Annotated in this window: 11 protein-coding genes; 4 read left to right on the forward strand and 7 right to left on the reverse strand. The window is 72.6% G+C overall.

What is annotated here, in order from left to right:
* Positions 1-34: 34 nt before the first annotated feature.
* A complete protein-coding gene (locus OHA25_RS29810; protein ID WP_327590755.1) occupies positions 35-4,186 on the reverse strand; it encodes an AAA family ATPase in 4,152 nt (1,383 codons plus the stop codon).
* The gene (locus OHA25_RS29815; protein ID WP_327590756.1) at positions 4,187-5,296 is read right to left on the reverse strand and encodes an exonuclease SbcCD subunit D; all 1,110 of its coding nucleotides are present in this window, start codon (positions 5,294-5,296) and stop codon (positions 4,187-4,189) included.
* Between the two features lie 109 nt (positions 5,297-5,405).
* On the opposite strand from OHA25_RS29815, the gene OHA25_RS29820 reads away from it, so the two are divergent.
* Entirely contained in the window at positions 5,406-6,899 is a 1,494-nt protein-coding gene (locus OHA25_RS29820; protein ID WP_327590757.1) for an alpha/beta hydrolase family protein, read from the forward strand.
* Here the strand turns inward: OHA25_RS29820 and OHA25_RS29825 are convergent.
* Positions 6,872-7,795: an alpha/beta hydrolase gene (locus tag OHA25_RS29825; protein WP_327590758.1), complete on the reverse strand. Its 924-nt coding sequence runs from the start codon at positions 7,793-7,795 to the stop codon at positions 6,872-6,874. The genes OHA25_RS29820 and OHA25_RS29825 overlap by 28 nt on opposite strands.
* Position 7,796: 1 nt before the next feature.
* Positions 7,797-8,021: a hypothetical protein gene (locus OHA25_RS29830; protein WP_327590759.1), complete on the reverse strand. Its 225-nt coding sequence runs from the start codon at positions 8,019-8,021 to the stop codon at positions 7,797-7,799.
* A 119-nt stretch (positions 8,022-8,140) separates the two neighbouring features.
* Here OHA25_RS29830 and OHA25_RS29835 point away from each other — a divergent pair, with 119 nt between their 5' ends.
* The gene (locus OHA25_RS29835; RefSeq protein ID WP_327590760.1) at positions 8,141-9,607 is read left to right on the forward strand and encodes an LCP family protein; all 1,467 of its coding nucleotides are present in this window, start codon (positions 8,141-8,143) and stop codon (positions 9,605-9,607) included.
* Positions 9,608-9,679: 72 nt separating this feature from the next.
* Here the strand turns inward: OHA25_RS29835 and OHA25_RS29840 are convergent, their stop codons facing one another.
* Entirely contained in the window at positions 9,680-10,645 is a 966-nt protein-coding gene (locus OHA25_RS29840; protein ID WP_327590761.1) for an alpha/beta hydrolase, read from the reverse strand.
* A gap of 117 nt (positions 10,646-10,762) precedes the next feature.
* Here OHA25_RS29840 and OHA25_RS29845 point away from each other — a divergent pair, with 117 nt between their 5' ends.
* A complete protein-coding gene (locus OHA25_RS29845) occupies positions 10,763-11,260 on the forward strand; it encodes a MarR family winged helix-turn-helix transcriptional regulator (RefSeq protein WP_327590762.1) in 498 nt (165 codons plus the stop codon).
* Positions 11,261-11,322: 62 nt separating this feature from the next.
* Here the strand turns inward: OHA25_RS29845 and OHA25_RS29850 are convergent, their stop codons facing one another.
* Positions 11,323-12,546: a LeuA family protein gene (locus OHA25_RS29850; RefSeq protein ID WP_327590763.1), complete on the reverse strand. Its 1,224-nt coding sequence runs from the start codon at positions 12,544-12,546 to the stop codon at positions 11,323-11,325.
* Positions 12,547-12,611: 65 nt separating this feature from the next.
* Here OHA25_RS29850 and OHA25_RS29855 point away from each other — a divergent pair, with 65 nt between their 5' ends.
* Positions 12,612-13,940, forward strand: a complete 1,329-nt coding sequence (locus OHA25_RS29855; protein ID WP_327590764.1) for a citrate synthase — start codon at positions 12,612-12,614, stop codon at positions 13,938-13,940.
* Positions 13,941-14,068: 128 nt separating this feature from the next.
* Here the strand turns inward: OHA25_RS29855 and OHA25_RS29860 are convergent, their stop codons facing one another.
* Positions 14,069-17,629, reverse strand: a complete 3,561-nt coding sequence (locus OHA25_RS29860; RefSeq protein ID WP_327590765.1) for a chromosome partitioning protein ParA — start codon at positions 17,627-17,629, stop codon at positions 14,069-14,071.
* Positions 17,630-17,647 lie beyond the last annotated feature (18 nt).

A 17,647-nucleotide genomic window follows, 5' to 3' on the forward strand; every position in this document is an offset into this window, starting at 1 on the left:
GCCTAGATCTCCGCGCGGCCGGCCGGAGACGCCGCTACCCCACTCCGATGGCCGCGAGCGTGGAGCCCGTGCGGGTCTTGGTGACCTTGAGCTGAGCGGTGATCCGGGAACGCAGCTCGGCCACGTGGCTGACGATGCCCACCGCCCGGCCCCCGTCGCGCAGCCCGTCCAGGATGTCGAGCACGCCGTCCAGCGTGTCCTCGTCCAGGGTGCCGAAGCCTTCGTCCACGAACAGCGTGCCGATCTCCGCGCCGCCCGCCTCCGCCGTGACCACGTCGGCCAGGCCCAGCGCCAGGGCCAGTGAGGTGATGAAGCTCTCGCCGCCCGACAGGGTCGCCGGGTCCCGGTCGACGCCGGTCCACCCGTCCGCCACGCGCAACCCGAGCCCGCCGCCCGATCTCCCCCGCGAGCCGGCCGTCTTGCGCAGGTCGTGCCGCAGCAGGTAGCGGCCGGCGGACATGTGGTCCAGGCGCTCGTTCGCGGCGTCCACCACCTGCCGCAGCCGCTCGCCGAGCACGTAGGAGGTCAGGCTCATGCTCCACTGGTTATCGCTGGACGTGCCGCCGGCCAGCGCGGCCATGCGCTCGGCCAGCCGGTGCCGGTCGGCCGCCGGGCGCCACCGCTCGACGCACGCCGTCAACTCGCCGTGCAGCTCTTCCAGGCGGCGCGCCCGGGCCGCCGCGCGGTCGCGGGCGCTGGCCAGCCTCGTGTACGCCGCCTCCGCCCCATCCCGCTCGGCGCCGATCGCCGCCAGATCGGGCACGGGCTCGGCCGCGGCGGCGGCCAGCTCGGGATCGGCCAGCGTCTTGGTGACGGCGGCGTGCTCGTCGTCCAGCCGCCGCAGCCGCTCCGCTTTGTCCTCGCGCTCGGCCTGGCTCCTGTATGCGGCCTGCGCGTCCGGCACGTCCGCGAACCCTGCTGCGAGCGCCGCTTCCTGAGCCTGCCGGCGGGCCCTGTCCAGCTCGTCGGCGGCCGCCACCGCCGCCTGCGTGGCCTCCAGCGCCTCGCGCAGCAACTCGGCCTCGTCGCCGAGCCTGGACAGGCGGGCGGTGATCGTCGTGTCGTCGCCACGCGCGGCATCCAGCCTGGCGCCGAGCCGCGCGGCGTCACCGCTCAGCTCCTCATGCCTGGTGCGGCACGCCGCCAGCCGCGCGGCCACCCTCCGGCCCTGCTCCTCCAGCTCCGAACGCTCCCGCCCGAGCCCGGCCGCCTCCTGCGCCAGCCGCGGCTCCCCGCGGGCCGACGCCTGAAGCCTGCCCAGCTCCCGCTCGGTCGCATCGAGGACCGCCACGCCATCCAGCTCGCCCCCGGCACCGGCCCGCACGTCACGTGCACCGGAATGCCGGCCCCCGGCCGCAGGGCCGGCGTCCGTCACGCCGGAAACGTCGGCGACGCCACCGCACCCCTGGACCGCGTCCGCCGCCGATGGCGTGCCGTCGGCGACCGAGCGGGTCACCGCCCCGATGTTGTCGGTGGCCGAGCGGACCTCCGCCGCGATGTTGTCGGTGGCCGAGTGGGCCTCCGCGTCGAGGCTGTCGGTGGCCGAGCGGACCTCCGTCCCGATGCTGGCGGTGAGGCGAGAGCGGAGGCGGGCCCGTTCGGTTGCCAGGCGGGTGCGGTGGGCGTGCTGGGCGGCGAGTGCCTCGGCGATCTCCCTGGTCTGCTCCCTGACGCGTTCGCGTTCGGCTTCGGCCCGGTCGAGCGCGGCGGCCAGGGCGGGTTCGCGGTCGGCCACCGCCTGGAGGCGGGCCAGCTCCTCCTCGGCCTGCTGGACGGCGGCCTCGGCGGAGTCGGGGTCCAGGCCGCCCGCGGCCTCGACCGCGGCGGCGTGCCGGGACTCGAGCGAGGCGAGGACGCGTTCGGCCGCCTCCCGCTCGGCCAGGGCGACCTCGTGCGCGTCCTCCGCCTCCCGCTCGTCGTCGGCCGACGGTGCGCTGGGAGCAGGCGACGCCGGCTGGGGGTGGTGGTCCGAGCCGCAGACCGCGCACGGGCGGCCGTCCGCGAGGTCGCGGGCCAGCTCCGCCGCCATGCCGTCCATGCGGGCCTGGCGCAGGTCGAGCCAGCGTTCGCGGAGCGTCTGGGCGTGGTCCACGAGCACCTGGTGCGCGGCGGCCGCCGCGTCCAACTCGGCGGCCAGGGCGTCGCGGCGGTGGGTCGCCTCCAGCGCGGCCCGCGCCGCGTCGAGGTCCGCGGCGGCCGCCGGGATGGCCGCCGCCTGCGCGCGCGCCTGCGCCAGAGCCGCGCCGGCATCGGCGACGCGCTCGGGTAGCTCGGCGTCGGCGGCGGATGCCTCGGCCTCGCGCTGCGCCAGCGCGTCGAGCTCCACGGCCAGCCCGGCCAGCTCCCGCTCGACCTCGATCAGGTCCGCCGCTGCGTCGCGAACGGCCTGCACGGCGGGGATCCTGGCGGCGTCCGCCCGCGCCTGGGCCAGCCTGCCCTCGGCCTGCTCGATGAGCCCGGGCAGGAGGGCCAGCCGGGCCGCGACAGTGTCGTCGTCGGCGACCAGCTCGGCGAGCTCCGCCTCCACGCGCAGGAGGTCTCGCCGGACGACGGAGAGCCTGGCCTCCTCGGTGAGCAGCTCGGACAGCCGCGCGATCTCCGCCTGCCGCTGCCGCTCCAACAACGCCAGCTCGCTCACCGAGGGCGCCCCAAGAGCGGCCGGTGTCCCCACCACAGCGCCGTCGGCACGGCTAGCGCCGTCGGCACAGAACGCGCCGTCGGCACGGCCAGCGCCTTCCGCACGGCCAGCGCCATCGGCACGGAACGTGCCACCTGCCCGGGCAGTGCGGCCGTTTGCGAGGCCGAGGTCGGGGCCTGGGTCGGGGTTCGGGAGAGCGCCGGATAAGAAGGGCCGGGCCTGGGACGAGACGTCGGAGTCCGGAGGGGCGTCCGGCGGGAGGGGGTGGGCACGGGCCTGAGGGTCGGCGGCCATGGTGGCGGATAGGAGAGGACGGGCACGGGCCTGAGGGTCGGCGGCCATGGCGGCGGACAGGAGGGGACGGGCTCGGGACAGGGCGTCGGCGGCCATGGTGCGGGTCTTGGCGGCGGCCTCTTCGCGTTGCCTGGTCGCGGTGATGAGGGGGATCACGCGGTCGGCTCGGGCGGCGTCGTCGAGGATGGCCTGCAGGTCGGCTCGTTCGTCGGCGCGCTCGTCGAGCGTGCGGCGGGCGGTGAGGGCCTCGCCGTAGCGGCGTTGCCGGTCGGCGAGGGCGGCGGCCTGGTCGAAGCGCAGGCGCGCCGCACGCAACACCTGCCCCGCCGTCTCGTGGTCCTCATCAGTCCGCACCACGGCGGCCCGCGCGGCGTCGAGCAACGCCCCGGCCCATCGCAACGGGTCCGCGTCGGGTGTCGGCGGCACATCTCCACCGTCGCCGGACCGACCGGCCGGGCCGGTGCCAGAAGCCGAAGGCACGTCGAAGGGAGCCAGCGGGGGCCCGGTCGGAGCGCGGGTCGCGGGCGCGAGTGCGGTGCGGAGGTCGCCGCCCGCCGCCTCTTCTACGCGCTGGATGCGGAGGTCGTCGCCCGCGGCCTCCTCTACGCGCTGGATGGCGAAGTCCACCTGTTGCCGCAGGTCCTGGGCCGCTCGCCAGGCCAGCTTGCGCTGCTCGGCCAGCCACGACTCCGCCGCCGTGAACACCTTGACCGTGAACAGCCGCTCCAGCAGCTTCGCCCTTTCTTCCCCGTCCGCCCGTAGGAACTTGGCGAAATCCCCCTGGGGCAGCATGGCCACCTGCCAGAACTGGTCGGCGTTCATGCCGAGCAGCCCGCCCACCAGATCTCCTGCCTCGTCCAGCCGGGTCGTCAGGCCATGCCAGGAGGTCCCGTGCCGCTCCGAGACGACGACCTTGGCCTTCTCCTCCGTGAACCCCGTGCCCCGCAGTTTGGGCCGCTGCCAGGAGGGCGAGCGCTGGATGCGGAGTAAGCGGCCGCGGATCGACACCTCCAGGGTGACCGACGGTCCGGCCGAGGACGGGGCGTGGTCGCAGCGCAGGCTGCGGGCGCTGTTGCGTTGCCCGGGGACCTGTCCGTAGAGGGCGAAGCACAACGCGTCGAGGATCGTGGTCTTGCCCGCCCCGGTGGGTCCGTGGACGAGGAAGAGGCCGGCCTCGGCCAGGGCGTCGAAATCGACCGTCTCGGTGCCGGGGAAGGACCCGAACGCCGTCAGCGTGAGCCGGTGCGGCCGCATCTATGCCATCGTCTCCTTCGCCCTCGACGCCTCGATGGCCTGTCTTAGCAGGTCTTCCTCCTCAGGTGCGGCAGGCTCGCCGCGAACCTCCTTGACGAAATCGAGCGCCACCTCCGCCTCGGGCCGCCCGCTCACGCGCAGGGGCTGGGCCGATGGCACTGCGCCGACGGGGTCGAAGGAGAGCGCGAGGGTGTGGGGGAAGCGGGCGCGCAACCGGTCCATGGCGGACTTGGGGCGGACGGCGTCGGTGAGGGTGATCTGCAGCCAATGACCTTCGAGATCGGCATATTTCGGGTTTGTCAGCAGCTCTTCCAACTCCCCGCGCAGCCGCCCGACGGGCCGGGGCACCGGCGCCGGCACGAACGCGATCGAAGAGCCCAGCTCCACCAGCCACGACCCCTTGACCTGCCCCACCTCGGAGAAGGAGTAGGCCAGCGGCGACCCGGAGTAACGCACGGTCTCCGCCATGCGCTGCCGCCCGTGCAGGTGCCCCAGCGCCACGTAGTCCACCCCGTCGAAGGCCGCCAGCGGCACGTGGGCCACCCCGCCGACGCTGATGTCCCGCTCGCTGTCGCTGGCCTGCCCTCCGGTCACGAAGCAGTGGGCCAGCACCACCGACGCGCGACGGCCTGCGGAATCGGCCCTGACCCGGTCCATCGCGTACGTGATCGCGGCGGTGTGACTGCGGTCGGCCAGCTCCCACGGCGCGCGGACCAGCTCCGGCTCCAGGTAGGGGATGCCGTAGAAGGCCACCCCGTCCACCAGCACCGGCTCCCAGGCGAGATCCTGCACCGTGCGCACGTGCACCCCGGCCGCCTCGAACAACGCCGAGCCGAACCGCAACCGCAGCGCCGAGTCGTGGTTGCCGCTGATCAGCACCACCCGCGCCCCCGCCGACACCAGCCGGCCGAGCGCCTCGTCCAGCAGGGCGACCGCGTCGACCGGCGGCAACGCCCGGTCGTAGACGTCGCCGGCGACCGCGACCACGTCGACCCGCTCGGCCCGCACCGTCTCCACCAGGTGATCGACGAATGCCGCCTGCGCGGCGAGCAGGCTCTCGCGGTGGAAGGTGCGCCCCAGATGCCAGTCGGAGGTGTGCAGGATCCGCATGTCGCAGGAAGCTAACAGTTCTCACCGACAAAAGCGGTCCCTGTAGCCCCACCCGCCAGGAGTAGGCTGGAAGATCGGAGCGGGCAAAACAACGCACATGGGGAGGCCGATGCGCACAGGCCGTGGCACCTTGAGCGTAGCCGCCGGTCTGGTGCTGGTGGCTCTTGCGACGGTCGGCTATGTGTTGCCGCCCGCGTTCGATCCGCCGCCGCTCAAGGTGGATCCAGCTTTCCAGGCGATCGCGCCGCAGCCGGCGGGCGAAGTGCGGCCGGTGGTGGCGCTCGCGCCTGTCCGCAGGCAGGAGATCTCGCTTCCCGCCGAAAGTCAGCGGCTGGAAGGCACGCTGCGGATGCCCATGACGCCCGGGCGGCATCCGGCGATGGTGTTCGTGTCGGGGTCGGGCAACGGCTCGCGCACGGAGTTCACGCCGCAGGCGGAGTTCCTGGCCAAGGCGGGCGTGGTGACGATCGCGTTCGACAAGCGCACGATCGGCTACAACTTCCGCGAGCGCGACTTCGGGCTGCTCGCCGACGACGCGCTGCGCATGGTGGAGTATCTGCGCACGCTGCCCGAGGTGGATCCCACGCGGGTCGGGATCTGGGGCGTCAGCGAGGGCGGCTGGGTGGTCCCGATCGCGGCCGCCAAGAGCGCGGCGGTGGGCTTCGTGGTGCTGGTGTCCTCGCCGAACGTCTCGCCGCTGCGTCAGGTCGCCTGGGCGCTGAACGAGCAGCTGCTCAGGCTGCGTGCCCCGGTCGGCGCGCGCGACCTGCTGACCAGGGCGATGGGCGGCGTCGGCTTCAACTTCCTGCGTTACGACGCGATGCCCGCTTTAAGCCAGATCAAGCAGCCGGTCCTGGCGTTCTACGGCACCACCGACCCCTCGATCCCCTTCGTCGAGTCCACCAAGGCGCTCATCACGGCCATGGACAAGGCGGGCAACGACCACTACACGATCCGGTTCATGGCCAAGGGCGACCACGCCATGCGGGTCCAGGGCGGCCCGTTCACCCAGGGCTACCTGGAGACCCTCACCAACTGGATCACCGGCCTGCCCACCACCGCCAAGCCCGCGATCCACATGGCGGGCGCCACCCCGGTGCAGCGGTTCGAGGCCAGCGACGTGCCCGAGGCACCCTGGTACGCGGGCGGCACGATGCTGGGCCTGACGATCTGCCTGGCCGCGGTCGGCTACGTGGCCGGACCCGTCGCCGCCGTCCTCGTACGGCTGCGCGGCCGCAGCCACCTGACCGTCGAGAGCAACGCCCGTCTGTGGCGGCCGATCAGGCGGCGGCTGGTCAGGATCGCGTGGACCAGCCTGGGCCTGCTGGTGTCGGTGGTGGCGTTCATCGCGCTGCTGGTGATGTTCTCGATCAACCAGGCCGGGGCCTGGCCGGCCGTGCTGGCCGGGTGGCTGGTCGTGCGAGTGCTGGCCGTGCTCATGCTGATCCAGGAGGTCACGGCGGTGGCGGCGTTCGTGTCGGCGCTGCGCGAGGGCATGCAGCCGAGCCGCTGGCAGCATGTCGCGGTCGCGGGCGTGCTGGGCGGCACCGGGCTGCTGATGGTGGCGGCGGCCTACTACGGGCTGTTCTCGTTCCCCTGGTAGAGGAAGGCGTTCATCCAGCGGTCGAGCTCGGCGAACACCTGCTTGCGCACGGGCTCGGCCGACAACACCAGGTCGTGCACGCCGTCCTGGATGCGGACGCACGTGACGTGCGGCCCGACGGAGGTGGCCCAGCGGGCGATCTGCCGCGGGTCGAGCACGACGTCGGCCGAGCGCGCCTCCGGGACGAAGTCGCGCACCTTCAGGCCCGTCGTCGAGCAGAGCACCAGGACGGGCACGTCAACCGCGAGACCCGCGTGCAGGCGGCGCTGGGCGCGGCGGATGGCGGCCAGCCACGTGGCGTGCACCGCGAACCCGCCCAGCGGCTTGAGCTCCAGGTCGTAGTCCCATTCGCCGTGGTGATCGCGGTGCAGGGTCTGCCCGTACGCGGTGCTGATGCCCAGCGGGAGCGCCCTGCGCGTGTACGACATCGGCGTCTTGAGCAGGTCGGCCGCCAGGCGGAGCGGCGCGGGCACATTGAGGTCGAAGAACGGGCTGTTGAGCACGAGACCCTGCACCAGGCCGCGGCCGCGCACCCGGTCGGCCCACAGCGGGGCGATCAGGCCGCCGGTCGAGTGCGCGTTGATCGTCAGCTCGTCGTGGTCCCGCCTGATGATCCGTACGGCCTCGTCGATCTCGGGGAAGTAGTCGGTGACGCTCCTGATCAGGCCCCTGGTCTGGTGCGGCAGCAACGAGCGGCCGTATTTACGCAGGTCGAGCGCATAGAAGTCGACGCCGCGCTGAAGGTAGTAGTCGGCCAGGTGGTCCTGGAAGAAGTAGTCGGTGAACCCGTGCAGGTAGAGCACTGCCTTGCGGGATCCGGCCGTCCTGGAGACCAGCGTCGCGACGACCTCGCCCTCGAAGTCGTCCGGGAGTCGCAGCGTGGTGACCTCGTACATGTTAGCTACGATAAGGATTTTCCGGCCAGAACGGCACAGCTGACGGCAGATCCCGGCTCACCTTCATCGGGAAGTTCGCCTCCTCGTCGTCGGTGCCAGCGAGGTCGAACGCCTCGGCCAACTCGCCGCGCATCGCGAAGGTCAGCGCGTTGAGGCGATCGGGGCGGTTCAATGTGATGGTAGCGATGCGATCGGCCACGCCGTACTCGATCTCAGAGAAGGGCATGTCCGAACTTTATTCGGTTACTGATGTTCACTCTCCGATAAAGACATATTTCGTATTCCATGCGTAGGCTGCCGACTCAATTCATGCCTAGGGTCGGCACACGGGGAAACGGGGATGGCGTGCAGCAGGCGAAGGGACCGGTGAGTGCCGGTGAGGTCCTCGGCTGGCTGGTGCTCTCGGCACTGGCGCCGGGGGCGGCTCACCTGCGCGCCGGCTGGCGCAAGACCGGCCTCGTCCTGATCTCCTGCTACGCCGCGGGGTTGCTGGCGCTGCTCGCGGTGTGGCTGATGAACGACCTCGACAACCTCGCGGGCTCGCTGATCGACAACTCCCGGCTGACCGCGATCATCGTCGGCGCCGGGATCCTCGGGATGGCATGGTTCGGGCTGATCGTGCACTCGTTCGTGGTGCTGCGGCCGGGGCGGCTGACGCAGAACGGGCAGATCGTCAGCGGCACGGTGGCTGGGCTGCTCGCGGTCGTGGTGATGGTGCCGTTCGGGTGGGTCGGGCAGTTCGTGTGGACCTCGCAGCAGACGCTCAACGACATCTTCCAGGAAAACCCGTCCGACGGCGAGTCGCCGGCCCTGGCTCAGCCGAAGCCCGAGGATCCGTGGGCGGGGCGGCAGCGGGTCAACATCCTGCTCCTCGGCGGCGACGCCGACGATCACCGGGTCGGCGTGCGTACCGACAGCATGAACCTGGCCAGTGTGGACGTGAAGACCGGCAACACCGTGCTGTTCAGCCTGCCGCGCAACCTGGAGAACGTGCGGTTCCGGCCGGGCACGCCCATGGCCGTGCGGTTCCCCAACGGGTTCCGGCTGCCGCCCGACGCCGCCGGCGGGCGCAGCGACCTGCTCAACAGCGTCTGGGAGTACGCCGACGCGCACCCGGAGATCTTCGGCGGCAGGCAGCACCAGGGGCCCAAGGTCCTGATGGACACGATCGGCTACACCCTCGGCGTCAAGGTCGACTGGTACGCCCTGGTCAACATGTGGGGCTTCGCCCGCCTCATCGACGCCATCGGCGGCATCACGATCAACGTCGAGACGGACGTCGTCTTCGGCAAGTACAACGAGGGCCTCGTCAAGGCCGGCACGCGCAAGCTGAAGGGCGCCGACGCCATGTGGTACGCCCGCTCGCGCACCAACAGCGACGACTACACCCGGATGCGCCGCCAGCGCTGCGTGCTGGGCGCCCTGCTCGACCAGGCGGATCCGGGGACGGTGCTGACCAGGTTCAACAAGATCGCGCTGGCTACCAAAGAGCTGATCAGGACCGACATCCCGCGGCGCTGGCTCACCCACCTCGTGCCGCTGGCGCTGAAGGTCAAGAACGCGAAGGTGACGAGTGTGCAGTTCGTGCCGCCGCTGATCAACACCGGTTACCCCGACTGGGAGAAGATCCGCACCATCTCGACCAAGGCCATCCGCGATTCGTCCGCGCCCAAGCCGGCCCTCGCCGCCACCGCCTCGCCCGGCGTGCCGTCCAGCCCGGCCCCGAAGAAGACCCCGAAGAAGAGCACCAGCACCGGCACCAGCACCAACCCGGCCAAGGGCCTCACGGAAGGGTGCGGCGGGGCGCTCTAGTCCGGCCCAGAAGGGCTGCGGGCGGGTGCCCCTCCACCTGTGCGGGCCCCCGTTCCGCACAGGTGGCCTGGGTCATGCGCTGCCGAGGGCGGTGCGCAGTGTGCTGATGGCCTGGTTGATGGCGGCGTCGGCGGCATGGGTTTCGCGCAGGGCGTTGAGCATGACGAAGTCGTGGATGATGCCCTGGTAGCGGACGGCCGTGACGGGGACACCGGCCTGGCGCAGCTTGTTGGCGTACGCCTCGCCCTCGTCGCGGAGGACGTCGGCCTCAGCGGTGATGACGAGGGCCGGTGGCAGGCCGGCCAGGTCGTCCAGAGAGGCCCGCAGCGGGGAGGCGGTGATCTCGGCGCGCTGGGCGTCGTCGGTGGTGTACTGGTCCCAGAACCACTGCATGGCGTCGCGGCGCAGGAAGTAGCCGGTGGCGAACTGGTGGTAGGAGCCGGTGTCGAAGCTCGCGTCGGTGACCGGGTAGAAGAGCACCTGCTGCACCAGCGGCACGTCACCGCGTTCCTTGGCCATGAGGGTGAGCGCGGCGGACATGTTGCCGCCCACGGAGTCGCCGGCCACGGCGATGCGGGTCGCGTCCAGGCCATGGGTGGCGCCGTCGGTGACGATCCAGCGGGCGACCGTGTAGTTCTGCTCGATGGCGATCGGGTAGCGGGCCTCGGGGGACAGATCGTACTCGGGGAAGACGACGGCGGCCCGGGTGCCGACCGCCAGCTCGCGCACCAGCCGGTCGTGCGTATGGGCGTTGCCGAACACCCAGCCGGCGCCGTGGATGTAGACGATCACCGGTAGCCGGCCGTCGGCGTCGGCCGGCCGGACGATGCGGGCCTGGACGGATCCCGTGGGCCCGCCCTGGACGGTCACCCACTCCTCGGTGACCTCGGGTTTGGCGATGTCGCCGGACTGCACCTCGTCCACGACCTTGCGGCCGTCGGCCGGTCCGAGGTCGGACAGGTATGGCGGGTTGGCGGTGGCTTCGGCGAACGTGGCGGCGGCCGGCTCCAGCACGGGACTGATGGCGTGTTCGGACATGGCGTGCTCCTTGTCATGGGCGCCGAAGTGGCGACAGCCGGAACAGTAGCGCGCAATTAAGTCGTGCACAACTTATTTGGGTACAACTTTGTCGTGTGCGCCTCAGGTTGGGCTAGGATGGCATCGTCATCGATCGCGCGCGCCAGGGAGGAACGGGTGGACCCGGCTCCGAACGTCAACGTCCAGGAGGGCTCTCTCCTGCTGGACGACCAGCTCTGCTTCGCCCTCTACGCCGCCTCGCGGTCGGTCACCGCGCGATACCGCCCCCTGCTGGAGGAGCTCGGGCTGACCTATCCCCAATATCTGGTCATGCTCGTGCTGTGGGAGCAGGGCTCGGTCTCGGTGCGGGAGCTGGGCGCCGCACTCCAGCTGGAGTCCAGCACGCTGTCCCCCCTTCTCAAGCGCCTCGAAGCCGGCAACCTGATCCGCCGCGAACGACGCGCCGACGATGAGCGCTCGGTGGCCATCACGCTCACGGAGGCGGGCACGAGGCTTCGCGAACGAGCGCGTACGGTGCCCCTCGCCATCGGCGACGCCATGGGCCTGACCCCCGAACAGCACACCACCGTCAAACACCTGCTCCGCTTGCTCATCGCCAACGTCAGCCGCGGTTAAGGGTCTGCTCGCCCGCCCCGGCGGCGTGACTTCGCAGGGCACGCTGCCGGCCCGTCGTGTGGTCAGTCGCCTTCGTAGCCGGGGAAGAGCAGGGACAGCTCGCGGGGATAGGTCGCGATCAGGCGCAGCTCGTCGTCGGTGAGCGGCCGGCCGGTCATCGCGTTGCAGAGCTGGACCAGCCGGAACGCCAGATCCTCGTCCTCTGCCACTTCGACCCCGAGTCCGTCCATGACGTGCCGGAACCCGGCCTTCCCGCCGTACTCGCCGGTCAGCACGACCCGCCCGCTCCTCGCGTGCCAGTCCTCGGGGAACGGGCCCAGCGTCGCCTCGTCGTACAGCTCGTAGTTACCATGATCCTTCAGCGCGCCGTCGGCGTGAATGCCCGACTCGTGAGCGAACGCATTGCGCCCCACCCCCACCTGGTTGTACGGCAGCGGCTGCCCGAACGCGTAACTCGCCCACAACCCGAACCGGCGTGCCCAGGACAGGTCGAGCGCGTCACCGATCTCGGCGTTCAGCCCGAAGCCGTGCTCGAAGGCCAGGATGGTGGACAGCAGGTCGGCGTTGCCGGAACGTTCGCCGATGCCGTTCACGCACGTGTTGATCCACGCGTCCTGCCCGGCGTCGAGGTCGCCGAGCGCGCCCGACACCGAGTTGGCCACGGCCAGGCCCAGGTCGTTGTGGCAGTGCGTCTCTACCGGCATCGCGGTGGCCGAGGCCAGCTTGGCGAAGCGCTCACGGATCCGGTCGGGCGTGTCGCCGCCGATCGTGTCGCAGTAGCGCACCCGGTCGGCGCCCGCCTGCTTGGCCGCCAGCGCGAACTCCAGCAGGAACCCGTCGTCGGTACGCGAGCCGTCCTCCGCGTTCACGCCCACGGTCAGCGCGCCGGCGTCCTTGGCCACGCGGACCGCCGCCGTCATCTCCCTGATGATCGCGCCCCTGTCCAGCCGGCCACGGAACTTGTTCTGGATCATGTAGTCGGACGTCGAGATGGACAGGTTGTAGTGCTTGAGTCCGAGCGGCGCCGCCCGCTCCACGTCCTGCGGCACGCCCCGGCACCAGCCCGACAGCCGCAGCTCACCGAACGCCCCCGCCTCGGCCAGCGCCAGCTGCGCCTTCACGTACGGGACCTCGTGGAAGAGGAACGGGAAACCGATCTCGGACTGCGCCACCCCGAGCCTGGCCAGATAGAAGTTGACCATGGTCTTGCCGAACTTCGACAGGCCGGTGCGCGCGGTCTGCACGCCGTCCCGGTTGGTCACATCGAGGAAATGAACCTTTGGCATGCCCCCACGTTGACATGCCTGCTCAACATGGATCAATATTGATTTTCATCAATATGGAGGCTGGGGTGGAGTGGATCGACGCGGCCACGGCGGCCGAACGGCTCGGGGTCAAGCCCGCCACGCTGTACGCGTACGTGAGCAGGGGAGTGCTGCAGCGACGGCGCAGCGACGACGGGCGGCGCAGCCTCTTTTCCGCCGAGGAGATCGAACGGCTCGCCCGGCGGGGACGGCCGCGCAGCCAGCCGCCGGAGCTCGTCATCGAGTCGGCCGTCACCGCCCTCGGCGTCGACCGTCCCTACTACCGGGGGGTCGACGCGCTGGAGCTGGCCGGGACGACCGCCTTTGAATCGGTCGCAGAATGGCTTTGGACCGCCGACCCCAGCGTGCTGCCGGGCTCACGCCGACGGCGGCCGGCTGCCCCCGCGGAGCCACAGGGCGACGGGCAGCAGCCGCGACATCGCGCGTCCGCCGATTCGCCCGCGATGGCGCAGCAGCGCGACCCCGGCCCAGCGCCCGATACCGGGGTGGTGTCGTGGCGGTGCGAGCCGGGCGCGTTGCAGGCTGCGGTCGTGGCCCAGCGCGGGCTCCCGGAGGACCTCCTGCCTCTCGACCGCCTGCAAGTGATCACCACGGTCCTCGGCGCGTCAGACTCCCTGCGTTACCAGCTCGACCCCGCCTCCGTCGCCGCCACCGGCCGCCGCCTGATCGCCGGGCTGGTCGATGCGCTGCCCCAGCTCAGCGAGCCGCAGGGGGAGTCGATCGCCGAGCGCCTGTGGTCCCGCCTGTGCCCGCACCCCGCTTCGCCGGCCCTGCTCGACGCGGTGCGGGCCGCGCTGGTGCTGCTCGCCGACCACGAGCTGGCCGCCTCGACGCTGGCCGCCAGGGTCGCCGCCTCCGCGAAGGCCGACCCGTACGCCGTGGTCCTGACAGGGTTCGGCGTGCTCGGCGGCCCCTTGCACGGCGGCGCGTCGTACGGAACCGAGCGGCTGCTCGCCGAGATCGCCGAGCCGGGCCAGGCCGCGCGGGCGGTCGCCGAGCGAGTGCGGCGCGGCGAGCGCGTCCCCGGCTTCGGCCACAGCATCTACAAGAACGGCGACGGTCGCGGCGGCCTCCTGCTCGACCTGGTCAAGGAGGCCGCGCCGGGACACGAGCGAATCGCCGCGGGCATGGCCGTGCTGGCGGAGATGCGCCGGCGGCGGCTCCCCGAGCGCAACATCGACTTCGCCCTCGCCATCCTCGCCGCCGTCAGCGGAATGGTCAGGGGCGCGGGGGAGGCCGTCTTCGCGGTTGCCAGGGTGGCGGGGTGGCTGGCGCACGCGATGGAGGAGTATGAGCGAGGCACCCTCCTGCGCCTGCGCGCCTCCTACACCGGCCCGCCGGTCCGCGGCGCGTGACCTCTATCGGCGGGCCACGGGAACCGTCTGACCACGCCGCGCCGCCTCACCGGCACGCCGGGGCGCGAGCGCCCGTCCGCTGGGTGGCCATCATGCGCAGCTGCCGCAGCCGGCCGTGGGAGGCCGCGTCAGCTGCGGTCGACGTACGCCGCCAGCGCCCGCACCCGCTCCGCGTGCTGGTCGTGCCCGACGATCACCGGAGGCTCGTTGTACGGCATCGCGTCCGACGAGCGCCGCAGCTTGACGTATTGGCCGCAGGCGTCGATCGCGTACGGCTCCATGTCGTCCTGCAGCGCCCCGATCACCGTGATCCCGTACGTCTCGCCGATCCGCCTGAACAGCGCCACCGCCTCCCTGCGGTGCTCCTTGCCCAGGTTGCGGCCCAGCTCGTCGAGCACCAGGCACAGGTGCCCGCCCCCGGACGACGCGATGGCCGCCGCGCACACCAGCTTGACGGCCTTCTCGTCCATGAGCGCGGTGTTGGCCCGCCGGTTGTACGGCACGAACCCCTGCCCCTCGCCACGCCGCCACTTCGGCGTCACGCGCCATTGCCAGCGCTGCTCGGGATCGGCAGGCGCGGGCGGCACGGGGAACTCCAGCGTCGCGCCGTAGCCGCCGTAGGACGTGTCGAGCTTCTCGAACTCCTCCGCCACCCGCGTCAGCCGCGCCTTGATCGCCGCCGTGAGCGCCGCCCGGTGCACGGCCGTCGACTGCGCCGCCTCCTCAGCGCCCCTGGCCGCCGCCGCCAGGTCGCGCTGCCTGGAGACGATCTGCGCCTCGATCTGCCGCCGCTGGTGCCGCTCGTACTCCTCCTGACCTCGCAGGTACGACGCCAGCGCGCCGCACACCGCCGCGAACGTCGCCTGCTCCCGCGCCGTGCTCCCGCCCCGCTCGCTCAGCAGGAACCGCAGCTCCTCAGGGATCTCCGCGTCCTCCTCCGGGAACGTGTCGCGCAACGCCTGATCGAAGTGCCGCTCGGCGATCCGCCACCACTCCTCGGCCGTGCGCGGCCGCTCCTCCTCCGCCAGCGTGTCCAGCCACTCGCGGGCGGTCTCCACCGTGCCGCCCCAGTCGGCGGTCAACGCCTCGAGCTTGAGCGCCTGCCGCTCGGCGGTGACCTTCGTCTCCTGGTCGCGGGCCTGCGCCCGCTCGCTCTCGTGCCGCTGCCGCCGGCCCTCCAGCCGTTCGATCTCCATGTCCCGCGTACGGGCGCGGAAGTCCAGCGTCCCGGCCAGCCGCTCGGCCTCGGCGACCTTGGGCGCCAGCTCCTCGATCGCGGTGTTGAGCTCGCCGAGCCGGATCCGCCGCTCGCTCAGCTTCGCCTCGACCTCGGCCAGCCGCACCCCGGCCCTGGCCCCCTCCAGCCGCCGCTGCGCCTCCGCGACGGCCTCCTCCCCATCGCGTACGGCCTGCGCCGCCGTCTCCTGAACGTCCTTGGCCCGGTGCAGCCGCTGCTCGGCCGCCTTGATCCGGGCCTCCCGCCCGGTCGCCACCCCGTCGAACGCCCCCACGACGCTCACCCCGGCCGCGCTGACCAGCACCGACCCGGGCAACGCCGCGAGGGCGTCGGCCGCCGAGGAGAGCTGAGCGGCATCCACGATCACGGCGTGCTCGTGCGGCCACCCGCGCCGCCCGGCCGACTGCGCGACCTCACGCGCCTGCTCGGCCACGTCCAGCGCGTCCAGCAGGCCGGTCGCGCCGACGCCCGCCGCCGCCAGCGCGTTGAGCTGGGCCGCCGCCGGGCCGCCCTCCGCGTCGTCCAGCGCGGTCTGCGCCGAGTGCGCCTCCTGGTCGGCCACGCCCAGCGCCTTCAGCGCCTCGTTGAGACGGAGCCGGACCTCCCGCAACTCCCGCTCCGCCGTGGGCACGTCACGCCCGTCGGCGAACCTGCGGGTCTCCTCCAGACCCTGGCTCTGGCCGCGCAGCTCGTCGGCGGAGTTCTCGGCCACGGCGCGGTCCGCGTCCAGCTTGGCGGCTCTGGCCTGCAGCGCCACCAGCTCCTTGCGGGCCTGCGACACCTGCCGGTCCAGCGTGTCCTCCCTCAGCGTGGTGATCTCGGCCTTCACCATGGCGATCGCCTCGGCCGCCTTCTCGCCGGCCGCGCGGTGCCTTTCGAGGTCGGTGGCCAGCGACTCGTCCTTGGCCGCCGCGTCGGCCAGCCTGCGCGCCTGCCTGCCGCGCCAGCACCGCAACGCGTCCGCCAGGCGGATCCTCGCCTGATCCCGCCGGTCGAACGTCGTCAGCAACGCCTTCGACTCCGCCTCGAACTCGGCCAGCCGGTCGCCCGCCTGCGCCGCGCGCACCCGCCTGGCGTGCTCGTCCCTGCGGGCCTCGCGTTCCTGCTCCAGCTCGGCGTCCAGGCCGGTGAGCGCGGCAATGGCCTCGAAGACCCGCTCGGGGGAGATCTCGTTGAGCGGCTGGGAGAGCAGGTTGGTGGCCACCTTGCTGCGCACGGACGTGGACAGGAACGACACACACCTGATCCGGTCGCCGTAGAGGACCTTGGTGAGGTCGCGGGCCACCACGTCGCGCCGCCCGGCCGACCTGGGCAGCGACGCCCAGATCTCGTCGGCCCGCGCCACCCGCCCCGCCTCCGACGGTGCGGCCGCCAGGTGCACGCCTTCCCGCCAGCGGATCTCCAGGTGCGGGGCCTCCTGGTTGACCTTCAGCCAGACGGTGAGCGCGCCGCCGGAGGTGTCCGGCACCTCGAACAGCTCCCCACTCGCCCCCTCGCCATCGGGCCCGCCCAGAACAAGCTCCCCGGGGTCCTCCGCCCCGCGATCCGCCCCCGCACCGGCGCCGCCCGCCCCGCGCGATCCGCCCCCGCCGCCCGCACCGCGCCCGCCGCCCGCGCCGGTCGCGCCGGTCGCGGAGCCGGGAGGCGTGGCGACGGCGCCAGCCGTGGAACCGGGAGGCGCGAGGGCGGGCAAGCTTGACGCGCCCGCGACGGTCGCGCCCTCCGCGCCGCTTGCGCCTGCGCCGTCCGCGCCGCTTGCGTCTGCGCCGCTTGCGTCTGCGCCGCTTGCGCCTGCGCCGCCCCCGCGAGCTGCGCCGTCTGCGTCGCTTGCGTCGTGCCCGCCGATCGCGCCGCCCGCGCCGCCCGCGCCGCCCGCGCCGCCCGCGCCGCCCGCGCCGCCCGCGCCGCCCGCGCCGCCCGCGCCGCCCGCGCCGATCGCGCCGCCCGCGCCGATCGCGCCGATTGCGCCGCCCGCGCCGATCGCGCCGCCCGCGCCGATTGCGCCGCCCCCGACGGTCGTGGAGCCGGGAGGCGTCGTGAGGGCGGGCAAGCTCGGCGCCCCCGCGGCGGCCGTGCTGAGGCCGGCAACCCCTCGCGTGCCGTAGGCCCCGGCGGGAAAGCCGTTCATGCCGGGCGGGGCGAAGACGCCCACGATGTAGCCGTGGTCGGCGCTCGCCCACTGGCGGGCGCCCGCCCCGCTGGCCAGCTCGGCGTTGAACAGCAGCTCCGACACCGCCTTGGCGCCCGAGGCGAAGCGCCACTGCTCGTCCCCGAGCAGCGCTGTGATCGAGGCGATGAACGACGACTTACCGGCGCCGTTGGAGTCCTTCGGCCCGGCGCCCGCCACGACGATGAGCGTGCCGGGGACGGTGGGCACCGGATGGGTCGACAGCCGCGAAATGTTGACCGCCTGCACGGCGATCAGCACCCGGTCCCCGACGACGTTCTCCACCTGCGACACCTGTGACCC

Origin of the sequence: Nonomuraea sp. NBC_00507 (assembly GCF_036013525.1) — a bacterium.
In the GTDB taxonomy this organism is placed as follows: Bacteria; Actinomycetota; Actinomycetes; order Streptosporangiales; family Streptosporangiaceae; genus Nonomuraea.